Raw genomic sequence first — 15,178 nt, 5'->3', positions numbered from 1 at the left:
TGTTAATTAATTTAAATATTGTATTATGAAATAATGTAGTATACAATATTTTTAAGTCGTATATTTTACGCTTATATAAATTCATATGCATGGACATGGCTCCTGCACCCTTGGCAGGAACTGGAAAAAGGGATTGGTGAACGGTTTGATTGAAGAGTTCGCAATGGCAATACGACAGTTGCGCCTTAAAAAGCTCAGAACCCTGCTTATTCTCCTTGGAATCGCTATCGGCGTGGCAACGGTAGTAGCCGTAGTCTCGTTTGGAGAAGGCCTTCGTATCAATGCAGTCGAAGAGGTCCAGAAGTCCCGGGACCTGACCTTAATTGAAGTATCTCCCGGGCTCAGAGAAAATGGGCTTGTCCTTATAAGTGACTCAAAAATAGAGGGAATAAAGGAATATGAGGAAGTGGTCTGTCCTTACGTAAAGGATGCCTATGTCAGCCCTTCGGGTACCTATTTAGAATTGTTCGGCGTCCAGGAGGATTACAGAACTGCAAATGAGCTTGAACTTGCCGGAGGGAGCTGGTTTGACAGCGGGCAGGACCAGATCGTCCTTGGAAGTGATCTGTGGGAAAAACTGGAAAAAATAGACGGGGCCAGAATAGGAACCCCGATAACAGCCAGGCTGCGCCTTTACGGAGAAGACGGGAGGCCTCTTGATAGGGAAATAAGCTTCACTCCTGTGGGCTATCTGAAGCCTGCAGGAAACGAAATAGATTCAGGGGCCTTCATGAGGCTTGAATATGCAAAAGAACTCAGCAAAAAGGAATACTATGACGGAGTCCTGATAAAGGTGGAGAGTTCGTCCCTGGTCCGTGAAACAAGAGAGCAGGTCGAAAAACTGGGACTTTCCACTTCAAGTGCCCAGGACGAAATCGACTCGGTCAACAGGATCATGAACGGGGTGACCCTTGTCCTTGCCTTTTTCTCAAGTATTTCCCTGCTTGTAGGCGGCTTGATGGTGGTCAACACAATGGTAGTCTCGGTCTACGAACGGACCCGGGAAATCGGGATTTCAAAAGCTCTCGGAGCTTCGGAATCTGACATCTTGCGGATGTTTTTAGCCGAATGCCTGTTTATAGGAACCATTGGAGGGGTTTTAGGAGACCTTTTTGGCATTCTTTTTGCAGCCCTCATAGACAAGGTAGGAAGGTCCCTGCTAATGTCAAGGCTTGAAATAGGAAATATCGAACACCTGACCGCCTTAAACTTCAAGATTCTTGCAGCCGGAATTCTGGTATCCTTACTCGTATCCGAGCTTTCAGGGCTCTATCCTGCCTGGAGGGCCTCAAAACTGGACCCGGTCAGGGCTTTAAGGCAGCTCTAAAAGGGAGACATTCAGTTTATTCAGGAGACACTACCTTGCATATAGGAAACAAGATCTTAATAGCAGGGCTTCTTGGAGTCGGACTGCTGTTCCTGCTTCCCTTCTTTTCGGGAAATGGGGGCTGGCAGGGAGACGGCATCCCTCCCTATACAATAGCAGAAGGAGTTGTCAGGGGAGAAGTATATGTCAACGGCGGGCACGGGTATACCGGAGAAAACCCTTACCTCCAGTATTTCGAACTGCCCCCCGGAGAGGTAAGGTATGCTAGGCTTTATGTGCCGGTCTGGAACTATGACAGCGGGGACGGTATCCAGGTAACAGTCAACGGGAAAAAACTCGCTATAAAACAGGAGCCGGATTATGTTTCAGCCTGGGGTACAGCCCTCTACTGCCTTGATGCCAATAATACTTCCCTCCGTGCCGGGTTAAATGAAGTCTCTGTCCTATCAGAAAACCCTGGAGGCGGGCCCTACGGCATCACCCTCGCTGCCGTTTCCGAAAACAGTTCTCTGCCTCCGGTCAGGTTCTGGATCAACGAAGGCAACTATGCCCTTACCTATACGAATAAAAAAGACAGTGTGACAAGCACCTTTAAAGGCACATCCCCCGGGAAAAATGCAAGCCTCCATACCCTACTTGTGGCAGGCACCGAAGGAGAACGGGACGAACTCTATTTCGATTCAGTGAACATCGGAAACGATGTGGGGAATTCCTCGCAGGGCAAGTACTTTGACCTGTATTCGGTTTCAGTTTCCCCGAAAGGTACGGAAAGCATCCTCTGCTTCGAGCGGGGCGATGAAGGCTATCTCCATCCATGTGTTGCAGTCCTTGTTTCCGAATCGGAATCGGACAGCGAATATCTCAAGCTCCATGAGCAAAAAACCGCAAAAGGGGGGCAGGTCCCATTTTCGGTAATTGTTGTCTCTCTTCTTGCCTGCCTGGCGGTTATTCTGAGGTTCAGAAAGAGATGAGGTTTGAGGAGAAAGATTTGGGGAGAAGGTTTGAGAAAAAAGGATTTCTTCTGACCTGAATTCAAAAGCAATAGATGAAAAGAGGTAAAACATGAAATACGGACGGATTCTCGCATTAATGCTTGCGCTTATCCTGGCAGCTTCCTGGGCTCCCGGAGTTTCTGCATCAGAACCAGTTTCAGGCTCAGCTGCCACCCCCCTCGAAGTCAGCCTGGAGATTCCCCTTGACAAAGACCTGGCTCCTGACGTCCTTGTAGCGGGGCATTCCTGGGAAAGAGCCCGGGTAAACCTTGAGAATCCTGGAACTGAGCCCTTATACAACATAACTGTCCTCATCGAAGTCCCGGAAAGCCTGGAAACCAGCATCTCTCCCCAGCCGTATCTCATAATAAAAGAAGGCCAGAAAATTACGGCTGAAATAGGGAAACTGGCTCCCGGACAAAGTGCAAGCCTCCTTCTTGACGTAAAACCTCCTGCTTCCGTTGAGTTTAAAAAACAGGTCACGTTCACGATTCATGCAGTCTACCCCGGAGGGGAGCAGAAAAGCGAACATAAGGTCAGCCTCATCCCCCCGCCCTCCTGGCTGACTTATTTTACGATCCTGGCAAGCCTCCTGCTTTTTGTCGGCATTTTAGCTGCAATAAAACACTCCGGAGTCCTTGACCTCTTTTCAACCGTTGACCTGATAACGATAGCACTCCTTGCCGCTGTTATTGCCGTTGTGTTCCGGTACCTGAGCAAGCTCATCAACCTGGGCTGGTTTGACGGGCTGGTCATTGCAATTCCTACCGTTGTCCTGATGGTGGTGGCCCTGCAGCTGGTCCGAAAGCCCGGCACTGCAACCCTGCTCTTTACCTGTGTCCTGCTAATCAGCATGGTTGTCTGGGGTTCCCATATAATGTGGCTGGGCTTTTACCTTGCCGAAGGGGTTGTTGTTGACCTCCTGGTCATCCTGTTCGGGATGGATTATGCAGACAGGCGCCTGACCGCCGTAATCTACGGCATATCAAGAGGTATGGTCTCAACCCTTGTTTTTTACCTGCTCTATGCTCCTGTTGAGTGGAAAATCTCCTATGCGCCCTGGTATATAGGACTTCAGCTCGCATTCGCGTGTGCGGGGGGGCTCATAGGAGGGCTGCTTGGTTACGATACGGCTGTAAAAATGAGCGGAGCAAGGCTTTAAAAGAGGCTTGCCCTTTCTCCTTCTTCTTTTTCTATAGTAATTTCCTCTTTTTCCGTATTCCTGCAAACCGGAAGTCCAGGACAGCGAACCCGGAGGAAGCTTTTCAGTTCGGAAACAGTAAGCAGCCGGGGGATGTCAATTCCCTGTTTCCTGAGGTCCAGGGCAAGCCTTGCAGGGAGCGGAGGGATAAGCCCGGCTGCACCCAGCTCTTCAGGGCTTGAAAATACCCCTGCGGTCGGGCCTTCCAGCAGGATTTGTCCCTGCTTTATCACGACAACCCTCTCCGCATACTCCGCTGCAAGCTCCATGTCATGGGTTATGAGAATCACCGTTTTCCCGAGCCTGTTAAGCTCCCGAATCTTATCCAGGAACTTGCGGATGTGCCCCCTGTCCTGCCCTGTGGTAGGCTCGTCCAGGACAAGCAGGTCCGGCTCAAGGGCAAGAATGGAGGCTACTGCCAGACGCTGGCGCTGTCCTCTTGAAAGGGCATGAGGGTGCCTGTTTTTGTAAGCCGAAAGTTCCATCATTTCCAGGGCCGAATTTGCCAGCCTTTTGATTTCCTCTTCGGGCATTCCCAGGTTCTCGAGCCCGAAACGGACTTCTTCAAACACGCTATCTGTAAAGATCTGCGAGTCCGGGTTCTGGAAAAGGTAGCCTACCTGCTTTGAAAGCTGAGCTGTGGAGTACCTGCTTATGTCTTTTCCATTAAGGAGGACTCTTCCGGATGCAGGCCTGCAAAATCCTATAAGGTGGCCTGCAAGGGTTGTCTTTCCCGCACCATTGTGCCCGAGCAGGGCAAGAAATTCCCCCTGTTTGATTTCAAGGTTGAGGTTTTCAAAGGCTTCCGAACCGTCCTCATGCCTGTAGCAGAGGTTCTCGATCCGGACATGGGGAAAGCTTTCCGGAGGCTGCAGAATAGAATCGGGAATTTCAAATTTTGCCCCTTCCCGGCTTCCGAGCTGGCTTTCTACCTCAGAGGCCTGCAGAAGTTCAGTCAGACGTTTCAGGAGAGTTTCATAGGCAGGGACATTTGAAGTTTCAGAGGCCAAGCCCAGAAAGCCGGCAATCTCGGTGAGCTGGGGAGGATGGATCCCGAGGTATCGGAGTTTTTCTTCTTCCCGACACAGGATTTCAAAAGGTTTTCCGTCAAGGATGAGCCTACCTTCGTCCATAACAAGCATGCGGTCTGCCATTTCAAAAACGGCATCGAGCTTATGTTCAATCAGGATGAGAGTGGTCTGTTTTTCCGCATTCAGCCGCCTGAGTAGCTCAAGCACCTCCCGGGTGCCGGCAGGGTCCAGGTCCGAGGTCGGTTCGTCAAGGACCAGGATTTCCGGCTGCATTGCCAGGTTTCCTCCGATTGCGGTCCTCTGTTTTTCACCTCCTGAAAGCGTGAAGATAAAATGGTCCCTCAAACTTTCCAGCCCTACCTCTTTAAGCACTGTTTCCACGCGGGACCTGACTTCTTGCCGGGGCAGCCCGAGGTTTTCAGGCCCGAAGGCAAGGTCTTCACCCACTGTCAGGGAGAACAGCTGGGTTTCAGGGTTCTGGAACACCATCCCCACTTCAAGGGCAAGCCTGTGGACTTTTTCGTGCTCGAGGTCTTTTCCCCGGAGCAGGACGCGCCCTGAAAAGCTGCCTCCCGAAATTTCAGGGACCAGCCTGTTAAGGCAGCGTACAAGAGTACTTTTTCCACAGCCGCTTGGGCCTACCAGGAGCACGAATTCTCCTTTTTTGAGTTCAAGATTCACATCCGAAAGAGCCTGGGAATCCGAATATGGGTAGCTGTATGTGAGTTTTTCAAGCCTGACTTGTGGAGGGGTGTCTGTTATTTGGTCCATACTATCGTTCTGTTTCTTACACCTTTGAGTTTAAAATCATTATGAAAAGTAAGAAATAGTTTGACGATTATCATCTTTTGTATGAAAACCTGGACGGAGGATTTGAGGTTTGAAGTGGCTTTTTCGCTATGAACAAAAAGACAGCCTGCTTCACAGGCTGGACCCGAGAGTAAAACTGCTCTGGCTTTTCGGGATTTCGGTCCTGAGTGTCGTACTCGGAACTCCTTATCTGCTGGTAGCACTATTCGCCTCAACCCTGCCTTTCTGGTTCATCCTGAGGCCCTCGAAAAGCAGGATAAAAGCAATGCTCATTGTCTTCGGGAGTATTGGGCTGGGTTTTATACTCTCGCAGGCCCTTTTCTATTACTGGGCAAGAGACCCGCTGTTAACTCTCCTCCCTCCTTCCTTCCCCCTGGTGGGCCCGCTAACAGGAGGAGTATATTTCTATGCGGACGGGGCCGTCTACGGGCTGTATCAGGCTTTCCGTTTTATGACATCCCTGAGCGCTGCAATGCTGGTCCTTGCCACAAGCCACCCTTCCAGGCTGATCACCGCTTTTGTCCGCTTTTTTGAAATAAAACTCGGTGGGAAAAATTACAGGGTGGGCCTTCCCTACGAAATTGCATTCATGCTCTCTTCTGCAGTTAGTTTTGCCCCCACAATGCTCGAAGAAAGCGACCTGATCCTCAATGCGATGCAGGCAAGAGGGCTTGAGTTAAAAGGTGGGGTCCGAACGAAAGCAAAAGCTCTGAAATACACCCTTGTCCCCCTCGTGGTTAATATACTCCGTGCAGGACGAAAACTCGCAGTAGCTGCCGACACCCGGGGGTTTCGGGCAAACAGGCACAGGACCTACGTAAACGAACTCAGGCTGAAAAGGAACGATTACCTTTTTCTAACATATACAGTCCTTTTTACGGCAGGAGGAATCTATCTGAGTTATGCAGGGTTCGGGGGTACAGTCCCGGTTTGATAAAGAATGCCCCCTGCAAAAAGGAACCTGTTATTTCCGACCTTTCTGCTTTCGGTGCCCTGAAGCTATTTTTCCCCCTGTTAAAAGGACAAAAGTAGAAATAAATTCGAATCCTGGAGCTTTTTCTGCTTCAGTTCCGGAACTTTCTGTGTCTGAAGTTTCTGTGCCAGAGGCTTCCGGAGTTATATATGTTTCTTCCGGATTCCCCGACGTCTTCCCTGTGGAAGCCTGTGCTTCTTCTGCCAGTGAATCATTTTCAAGCACAAGGAAAGCTCCTGAGGGCGTCACATAATCCCCGACAGCCTGGAGAAGAATGGAATTTTCTCCGGATTTCAGGCTGCCCGTGATTTCCCTTACATCAATATCCAGGTCAGGGTAAGGTTTGCCATTGCAGATTCCGGAGAGCTTTTCCTCATTAACCAGAAGGGTATTATCCTCCCAGTTCCCGGACTGAGTGACCGTCCAGAGAGTAGCGCTGCGGACAGGGAGCTGCAGGGTGGGCATGAGCAATTCACATATCGTCTGGTTTGAGGTAGCATAGTAAAGCGAGTTTCCGTTTTCGTCCACCTGAGAATTGAGTTCGTCAGCTCCCTCACCGACCCAGTATTCGATATATTTCCCGTTCGGGTCCATATAAACGATAAGCAGACCTGCCCCGTTAAAGCAGACATAAGACGCCCCGGGGCCTTTATTTTTAATATCCGTGCTAAAGGTGCCAGAACCGGGGACGTAAGCACTCACATCATAAGCCCAGGTGCCTGTGGGGTAATCATAAATACCCCAGCCTTTTCTGTCGCTGTACTCCCGCTCAGGTTCAAGCTCTTCCCCGTTAAAGCTCAGGTTCAGCTCAGGGTACCTGCCTGTAACCCCTTCGGCACTCCAGGCCCAGTAGACATAGAGCCTTGCAAGTTTCACGGTTGCCCCTTCCGGCAGGTTGACATTGTGGCTCACAGAATATACATCTCCGGGGTAGATCTTTCCACTGTAATAGCTGTTCCCTACCGTATAGGTAAGTCCTCCCTGAACCATATCATGGCTGTAAACTTCAAGAGGTTTATCTGCCACATAGCCATTATTCTCAGGAGCCTGGGCAAGGGCAGGTGCGACCAGCAGGCAGCACAATACTGTTATCAGGCAACATAGTCCCGCCGCCAGACAGAGTATATTCCCGACCCTGCGGGTTTTTTCCCTTCGGCCTTTATGCCTGTTTTTTGCTTTTCCTTCATAATGTCCGTTTTTTGCTTTAAACTCCTTATTTATTTCCAGATCCTTTTTTATCCCATAAGCCATCCTTCGGTTCTCTTTCTGCTCCATGCTTCCTGCCTGCATATTTTTCCCGCCTGCAAAGTCACTGAGATTCTTTTATAACAATTTTAATTAGTAAACAGATAATAGGTTCTGAATATATAAATTCTTTTAAAAAATAAGTATTTGTAAATATATTATAACATAAATTGTTACTATTATTCTATTTATGATCACTTTCATCCAGCTTCAGGTCCACAGTTCAACTGAATAAGCTCATAGAAGAATCCCATGAAATATTGGAATAAGTTGAACATATACAGGCTCAGTGAAACTAATTACAGAGTTTCATATCACGTTTAAGTTGAATGCTCTGCGGTTTACTATGGAATACCCCAAAGCAATTTTGAGTTTCTTAGTTCAATCCAAACTGCATATACAAAATTTCATACAAAAAAGAAAAATAGTAATATTTAATAACCTTCACTTCGCTGTAATTGTTTAATGGTGTGAGATTTACCCGGAAAGTTACACTTCACGTAGAGGAATTTATCTAAATAAAAAACCAGAGAAAGCCTGAGCTTCCCCTTAAACTCAAATTTCACTCTGGTAAGAAAGTGAATGGCTATGAAAATAGATCCTGTAAAGATAACCGTACTATTAATCCTCCTGCTCTCATTTCTACTCTCAATCCCTCCTGCCGGAGCCATATACTCGTATGAGGGCATACCCTTTGCTCCGGATGCTCAGGGCACATTCAGGGGAGAGGTCTACATAGATGGAGGACACGGGCTTTCTTTTTCCCCTTACTCTCAGGAATTTGACGTGCCAGAAGGCACTCTCCGCTGGGCTCACCTGTACATAGGAATTTGGGGAGGCACTGAAAACTATGAAGGCTGGGTCCGGCCTGAGTTTAATGGGCAAAGGCTTGAACAGATGCAGCTTGCCGGAGTCAATGACGAAAACGAGGATGTGTACTGTGCAGGGAATGGGGTTTACTGGGTTTCCTATGACATAAGTAACATTACTAAAACCGGGGAAAATATAGTGGAGATCTTTACAAGCAGCGGCGAGCCAGGGAACAGGCTGGACGGGAGAGTCTACGGCGCAGTGCTTGCTGCAGCCTGTGAAGACTCAAAAGCGCCCATTGTTTCCTACCAGCTCCTGAGCGGGAACATAAACCTTCATGGAAACGGCTGGAGTGGAAACACGGCAAATGTCAACGACCGGGAAGACGTCTATTTCAGCTCAGGAAAGGCTCTAAGCAGCATAGAGGCCGCCAAACTTTCGGTAGTATATCTTACCGGGTCAAAAGACCTGCCTGATTATCTGGAATTCAACGGAGAAATGCCTGGAGTGTCCCCTGAGTACCTGTCTGAGAGCTATGGTGGAAAAGCAAGGGACGTTGCCAATGAGGTGAGCTTTGATGCCTGTGGAAATGAGGGTTTTTCTTCCAGCTACTTCGATATAGAACATTTTGACGTGCTCGATTACTTGCAGGCCAGTAATTCCGGACCCCGTAATTCCGTATCTTTTTTGAGAGGGCTTGACCTGGACGGGGACGGGGAAATCAGTATCCAGGAAGGAGAGGACTACCTGCACCCTGTCCTGGCAGCCCTGGTCCTGACTTCTGACAGTACAGCTTCCTTACTACCTGATCTTTACCCTGAAATGAAAATCTCGAAACAGGAACTGGTTGATGAAAAAATGGCAGAAATTTCCTTTACAATAAACAATCCCGGAGGAATCTGCGAAGAAAACTGTACGGTAAGTTTCCGGATAGATGGAAGTGAGGTTTTAACTTTCCCTGTCCTGATGGAAGCTTCCGGAGTGTACATGTCCACATTCTCATGGCCTGCAGTCGAAGGGGAGCACCTGCTTGAACTCTCCGTGGACCCCGAAGCCGAAATAAAAGAGTTGGAGAAGGAAAATAATGCCTGTACATTAAATGTCAGTGTCAGGTCAAAGCCCGAACTTTCGGTTTCCCTCGGAGAACCCGTGAAACTCGAGGCTCAGGAAGAGACCGCATCGGCTTCGCTAATCTGTCTCTCTTTCTTATCTCTTTTTGGAGCCCGGAGAAAAAAACCTATTCTCCTGCTTTTACTGGCGGTGCTCATGATAGCGGCTTTTAGCGGCTGTGTTGAGGAAACCCGGACAGCAGAAAAAACGGCTTACTCTATTCCGATAACGCTTATAAATAGCGGAGAAGCTTCAGCCCTGGACTTTGACGTAAACCTCTATCTTGATGGGAAAAGTGTTACGGTCCTGAATATCCCTGAACTGGCAGGGCATGCCTCGATTGAGAATGAGATAAGAGTTAACGCTCTGAAAGGTGAGCATACCCTCAGCGTGAAGGTAGACGAGCATAATGACATAATTGAGTCGGATGAGGATAACAATGAATTTGAGAAATGTTGCGATTTTAATTAACCTCCTGCTGCTCATCACCCCGGCTTCGGCTTCATATGCTGGAGACAAACCTCTGCAGACTGTCCTCCATGACGGACACCACGGAGCTCTTGACTTTTCTCTGGGGGACAGCAGGTACAGCGGGGAGCTTGAATATAATGAAAGTTATCAGGTAAACTTTAGTGTCGAACCCCCTGCCGGGAGTTCCATAAAGGTTGCAAAGGCTTACGTTTACTGGGTCTGGAGTAAAAAAGGGCTTGAAGGCATCTATCCGGAATTTAATGCCTCTCTTGAAAATTCGGGAACAGTTGTGCCTCTTAAGGGAGGACAGATGTATACGGACACAAAGGGCTTTGTATCCAGGTACGACTTTTTTTCAGGCACGCATGCTTATGACCTGACCGAGGAAATTTCCGAACCAGGCAACTATTCTATCTCACTTGTGAATACAGCCGAGGACGGAAGCACCTTTTGCGTGCAGAGCATAGGGCTTCTGCTCGTTTATGAAGGTCAAGAGTTACCGGTGATCGAATACTGGATTAACGAAGGCTGCGACATGCTGTATGCCGAATACGGGATCGATCCCGAAATGGCCACAACGACCGCTTACTTTGAGGGGGATATTGACTCTGAGAATGTTGCAGATGCACGCCTGATAACAGTCTCTCCTTCCGGGGGCTACAGTTCAGGCGCAGGAGCCCGGAACAGGCTTTTCTTTAACGAGAAAACCGAGAGTATTCCGGTCATTGGAGATCTCATAAAGCTCCTGTTTGGGGGGGGAAAAAGCTGGAAGGACATATACCAGACAAACGAAACTGTCCAGGTTGCTCTAGATGAGAGACCTGTGGGGGCTTATCTGGAATCTGCGGAGAATTTTGCCAGTATTCAGGATAATGGGGATTACCTTCTGGTAACAAATGAAATACTTGTACTTGAATTTAAAAAGCCTGAAACTCTAGAGGGAGGCAGCTGACTGTTTGCAGAAGGGATCAGGAAAGGGATTGGAAATGACTATCGTTGAAACCAGAGACTTATCAAAGTGTTACACCTTCGATTCAGGGCTGCGCGTGGAAGCCCTCAGGGGAATAAATGTGAAGATTGAAGAGGGAGATTTTGTTTCCTTCATGGGGCCCTCAGGCTCGGGAAAGTCTACCCTGCTTAACATTGTTGGCTGTCTGGACCAGCCCACATCGGGCAGGGTTTTCATCGAGGGCACTGAAGTTGACTACAGGAATTCTTCCAGTCTTGTCCGGCTGCACAGGCAGACAATAGGTTTTGTTTTCCAGGCTTTTAACCTGATCTCTACAATGACTGCCCTGGAGAACATCTGCTATCCCATGTACTTCAACAGGGTCTCCCGTCCCCAACAAAAACAGAGAGCAAACGAGCTTCTTGACCTTGTCGGGTTAGGGGACAGGATGCATCACCTGCCCTCCGAGTTATCAGGTGGAGAACAGCAAAGGGTTGCCATAGCAAGGGCACTTGCAAACAGCCCCAGGCTTATTCTGGCAGACGAACCTACAGGAAACCTTGATTCCGAGACCGGAAAAAAGATAACGGACCTTATGAGAAAAATCAACCTGGAGCAAGGAGTAAGTTTTGTTGTTACTACCCATGACCCTGAAATGGCCAGGACTGCGGACAGGGTGGTAAAGCTAAAGGATGGAAAAATCACTGAAGGAGCTTTTTGAGTCTCTGCTTTTCCCCTTCGGGCTGGCACTCTCAAAAAACTGTAATTCCAGTCCAGCTTCATTAACTTCTGATTTTGTGAAAATTGAATTTTTGTTCAGTAGATGCTTACTCCTTTTACTGAGGGAAGGCTAAGGATATCGTCAACAAGGTCTCCGGGAACTTTGTGGTCGGTAACGATGGTGAGCCTGGGATTGTCCGTAAAGTATGGGTCATCTGAGACGGCCTGACGGATGCTTAAATTGTGTCTGGAAATCAGGCCTGCAACTTCTGCAAGGATACCAACATGGGCGGCGTCTTCAGGGATGATGATGATTACCCCAAGCCCAAGAGCAGGGGCAACGTCTCTGAGAAACGGGATTGAATGAACATTTTTGAATATCGTGCTGAGGAGTTCGTCGGAGACAATGGTTTTTGTGGTCGCATCAACCACCCGTCTGTCAACCCCTACTTCTTTTGCAAGCTGGGTGTGTGCTATCTCGATGCTCCCGGAAGTTACCTTTCCTTCCTCGTTCACCTGAAATCCGCGTTCAAATAGTAACTTAAGTACTTTTGCCTGTGCCGGGTATTTTTCGAACTTTGTGAGTAGTGTTTGCCACATATAAATTATATTTAAATTGAGTCTCCAATATAAAGCTTCCTGATTGGACCAGTAGTTCCGAATAACCCAAGTTCCGAATGCTGAATTTGGCAGTCATCAAATATTTATGATCTACCGAAAAAAAGATCTAATGAACCATGGAATTCGTTTGTGATGCCAACCAAAAACGACTCCATGGCCATAGATACAGCCAGCTTGATGGCTGTATCCTCTGAATTGTTTCGCAAATATGATATAATAACTTTGCCAGAATCTGCAAATTATGAATGTCAGGACATTTTAAACGTGTTATTACATGCCTCAACATTTTCTACAAACTCTCTTGAATCTGCAAGTAATGACCTCAAAAGCAAAAATCCTGACTTAAGAATCCCCTCAGCAGATACTATTTTCAATTACATCAAAGACAATAATATTGAAGATACTCTTTCTGCTTTCAGAAAAATGAATTTTGAGATTTTCAAGATGATGAAACTTGAAAACACTGTTCATGACATAGCTATTGATTTTCATGATGTTCCATTTTATGGAGACAAAAATACTCCCGGAATTAGGGGCATAAAACCAAAGAATGGCAGTTCGTGGGGTAAATCGTTTTGTACCCTGGATATAATTGGAACTTCTCACTTGACACTTGACGTAATCGACATTAATAGTTTGAACAAGAATTATTCTCTATTCATCGAATCTTTATTCGAAAGACTTAAGGCAATAGGTGTAAAAACAGGGACCTCATACCTTGACAAGGAATTTTGTAATAGAGCTGTGATTTCAAAATTAGATGAACTTAAAGTCAATTTTGTTATAGCAGCTAAATCAAATCAGGTTATCAATAGAGAACTTAAAAATCATCAAAAAGAATGGGGAAATACTTCAGTAATTTTTGAATATCAATTTAAGCAAGGAGGACCTTCCTTCAATATTGTGGCAATATATGATGATAAAAAGGAAAAGTACATCCTGTTTGCTACAAACAAAGAGGCAGAATCAACTGAGAAATTTGAAAAGACAATTCCTCAAGAATACAGAAAAAGATGGAACATAGAAACTGGCTATAGAGTGAAAAACGACTTCAAGATACGAACATGTACAAAATCACCAGTAGCAAGAGTATTGTTCTTTGTTATTCAATGCATCATATACAATGTTCTAAATATGCTAAAGTCAGTTATCGAAATTACAGCTTATGAGCTAAAATCATTAATAAATGAAGACATAAACAAAGCTGTTAGATATGGGCTAAAATCGCTGAATTTTATTCCGGTTAAGGTGTTACTGGAATGTTTGAGATGGTTTAATGAAGAACGAAATCGAGTGCTACGCACTCGATTAACTACAATATAACTTGTATTGAATTAAAAATTGCTAACTTAATAGCTTATGCTATAAAATCACTCGATAAAAAATTATTTTTTGAGAACTGTTAGTGGAAATTATAGATTAAGAATTTTAAACTCTAACCAGTAATAGAAAATATTTTGAAAATGAGTGGGTAAAAAGTAAAATCAATATGTTTTTGTCATTCGGAAGTAAGCCTGATCGGAACTACTGTTGGACCTTAGACGCAGGATCGATAAAAAGTTGCATATATTTCCTCAGATACTTCTCCACATTCTCAGTTCTCCACATCCCCAGGAAGGAATCAAACCTGAAGAATCTCCTGAACCTGGCTGAAAAGGCATTTGCAGGTTATGAAACAACAGTTGGTACCTGATTAACTAATGGACCTATTCCGGAATCGTGGAGGAGATTTTTCAGTTTTCTCTCCCTGCGCCGCACGGGACTGAACCCGGCCTGCCACAAGCTAAAAAAAATAACGTTGAATGTGACTCAACTAAAAGAAATCGGATACTATGGAAAAACGGCCACCTGATATGAAAAATAATTCTCTTGATCTAGAAAATCGCATTTTAATCTACGAGTACATATGCGCTCCACCAGCCGGTTTGGAGTTCCTCCCAAAAAGAGAAAGAAGTCCGGATAAGAAATAACTCATAAAAATATTTCTCAGGCAGAGTTTGATTTGTTCGTTTTTTGTTGGTGTCTTACCAGCTTACTAGATAATTTTTGCTTGATGGCCTTTATTTTCTTTACTCTCTTTTTTGGGACAGACCGCTCTCCTGCGTCGAGCGTGACAGGAACGACCCGGTACAGCGAATAAAGTTGCAAGGGTCAGAAAGATCTGTAATTTAGACATCTTGAGCGAGAGAAGCTCACTGCTAAAACCTAAAATTAGTCTGCTTGAGCGAAGCGAAACGGACGACGGGCTGTTGTACTTACAGTGCAACTCCCAAAAAATACTCGATTTCCTGTGATCCCGAATCGCAATTCGGGTTACGCAGGAACCAGGTTAACATGCAATTCTACTTCTGCCGGAGGTTCTGCAAGAACTGCATACACCGAAAAGTGAGTTAGTTCAGCTGAAATTATGTTTTCACTGAGAGTACTGTCAATCAGAGTCCATGTAGAATTAGCCCCATCATAGCTGTATATAGAGGGGAAGTTACCCTCTATAGAGTCATTGAGGCCAAGACTGAGCCTGACAAAAGGATCGAATTCCACTCCTTCAGGTTCAAGTCCACAATAACATTTCCCCACCAGGTATAAGGTACCTGGCAAGAGCGGCTGGTCTGCCTCTACTATTTTTATTGCTTTAAGAGGCTCTTTCTGGCTATCAAGCAGCCTTGTCCCCTTTGGAATAAATACAAAAGCATCAAGAGCTTTATTTTCCACCCGGAGATCCAGCAGAGCATATCCATTTTTATCCAGATAAGTTGAGAGGTCAGCCCCTGAAACCAGGGTCACTTCCGTAAGGGTTTCATTGCTGTACTGGCTGTATGAAATATTTTCATAGACAGTGATTATATTCTCGGAATCGGAACTTTCTGTGTAGAGCTGCCCGCATAAATCTGAATATGCATGAGCTTGAGGCACCCGGT

11 protein-coding genes and 1 pseudogene are annotated in these 15,178 nt (G+C 46.4%); 8 read left to right on the top strand and 4 right to left on the bottom strand.

The window, feature by feature from the left end:
• Window positions 1–85: 85 nt before the first annotated feature.
• The 3 genes from PHF18_RS12950 (at window position 86) to PHF18_RS12940 (ending at window position 3,481) form a co-directional block, all read left to right on the top strand.
• Window positions 86–1,327, top strand: coding sequence for an ABC transporter permease (locus PHF18_RS12950; protein WP_300103505.1), 1,242 nt, complete (start codon window positions 86–88; stop codon window positions 1,325–1,327).
• Between the two features lie 35 nt (window positions 1,328–1,362).
• Window positions 1,363–2,298, top strand: a complete 936-nt coding sequence (locus PHF18_RS12945) for a DUF3344 domain-containing protein (protein ID WP_300103503.1) — start codon at window positions 1,363–1,365, stop codon at window positions 2,296–2,298.
• 91 nt (window positions 2,299–2,389) lie between these two features.
• The gene (locus PHF18_RS12940) at window positions 2,390–3,481 is read left to right on the top strand and encodes a hypothetical protein (protein ID WP_300103501.1); all 1,092 of its coding nucleotides are present in this window, start codon (window positions 2,390–2,392) and stop codon (window positions 3,479–3,481) included.
• Here PHF18_RS12940 and PHF18_RS12935 read toward each other — a convergent pair.
• Complete coding sequence (locus tag PHF18_RS12935) at window positions 3,478–5,322, bottom strand: ABC transporter ATP-binding protein (RefSeq protein ID WP_300103500.1); 1,845 nt, start codon at window positions 5,320–5,322, stop codon at window positions 3,478–3,480. The two genes, PHF18_RS12940 and PHF18_RS12935, sit on opposite strands and share 4 nt — an antisense overlap.
• A 109-nt stretch (window positions 5,323–5,431) precedes the next feature.
• Here PHF18_RS12935 and PHF18_RS12930 point away from each other — a divergent pair, with 109 nt between their 5' ends.
• On the top strand, window positions 5,432–6,295 hold the full coding sequence (locus PHF18_RS12930) for an energy-coupling factor transporter transmembrane protein EcfT (protein ID WP_300103498.1): 864 nt from the start codon (window positions 5,432–5,434) through the stop codon (window positions 6,293–6,295).
• 30 nt (window positions 6,296–6,325) lie between these two features.
• Here PHF18_RS12930 and PHF18_RS12925 read toward each other — a convergent pair whose 3' ends face one another.
• Entirely contained in the window at window positions 6,326–7,624 is a 1,299-nt protein-coding gene (locus tag PHF18_RS12925; RefSeq protein ID WP_300103496.1) for a DUF3344 domain-containing protein, read from the bottom strand.
• 543 nt (window positions 7,625–8,167) lie between these two features.
• On the opposite strand from PHF18_RS12925, the gene PHF18_RS12920 reads away from it, so the two are divergent.
• Genes PHF18_RS12920 through PHF18_RS12910 form a run of 3 tightly spaced genes read left to right on the top strand, consistent with a single transcriptional unit; the run spans window position 8,168 to window position 11,640 of the window.
• Window positions 8,168–9,970, top strand: coding sequence for a CARDB domain-containing protein (locus PHF18_RS12920; RefSeq protein ID WP_300103494.1), 1,803 nt, complete (start codon window positions 8,168–8,170; stop codon window positions 9,968–9,970).
• Window positions 9,939–10,922 (top strand): DUF3344 domain-containing protein, encoded by a 984-nt coding sequence (locus tag PHF18_RS12915; RefSeq protein WP_300103492.1) that lies wholly within the window; start codon window positions 9,939–9,941, stop codon window positions 10,920–10,922. The genes PHF18_RS12920 and PHF18_RS12915 overlap by 32 nt, the downstream gene beginning before the upstream one ends.
• Window positions 10,923–10,956: 34 nt before the next feature.
• The gene (locus tag PHF18_RS12910) at window positions 10,957–11,640 is read left to right on the top strand and encodes an ABC transporter ATP-binding protein (RefSeq protein ID WP_300103490.1); all 684 of its coding nucleotides are present in this window, start codon (window positions 10,957–10,959) and stop codon (window positions 11,638–11,640) included.
• A 95-nt stretch (window positions 11,641–11,735) separates the two neighbouring features.
• Here PHF18_RS12910 and PHF18_RS12905 read toward each other — a convergent pair whose 3' ends face one another.
• On the bottom strand, window positions 11,736–12,239 hold the full coding sequence (locus tag PHF18_RS12905) for an amino acid-binding protein (protein WP_300103488.1): 504 nt from the start codon (window positions 12,237–12,239) through the stop codon (window positions 11,736–11,738).
• A 153-nt stretch (window positions 12,240–12,392) separates the two neighbouring features.
• Here PHF18_RS12905 and PHF18_RS12900 point away from each other — a divergent pair, with 153 nt between their 5' ends.
• The gene (locus PHF18_RS12900) at window positions 12,393–13,583 is read left to right on the top strand and encodes an ISH3 family transposase (protein WP_300103486.1); all 1,191 of its coding nucleotides are present in this window, start codon (window positions 12,393–12,395) and stop codon (window positions 13,581–13,583) included.
• Between the two features lie 990 nt (window positions 13,584–14,573).
• Here the strand turns inward: PHF18_RS12900 and PHF18_RS12895 are convergent.
• A pseudogene (locus tag PHF18_RS12895) lies at window positions 14,574–15,178 on the bottom strand (hypothetical protein); the annotation flags it as partial.

The sequence above is a fragment of the Methanosarcina sp. genome, assembly GCF_028693135.1.
Lineage (GTDB): Archaea > Halobacteriota > Methanosarcinia > Methanosarcinales > Methanosarcinaceae > Methanosarcina.
This window is presented reverse-complemented; position numbering and strand designations above follow the sequence as displayed.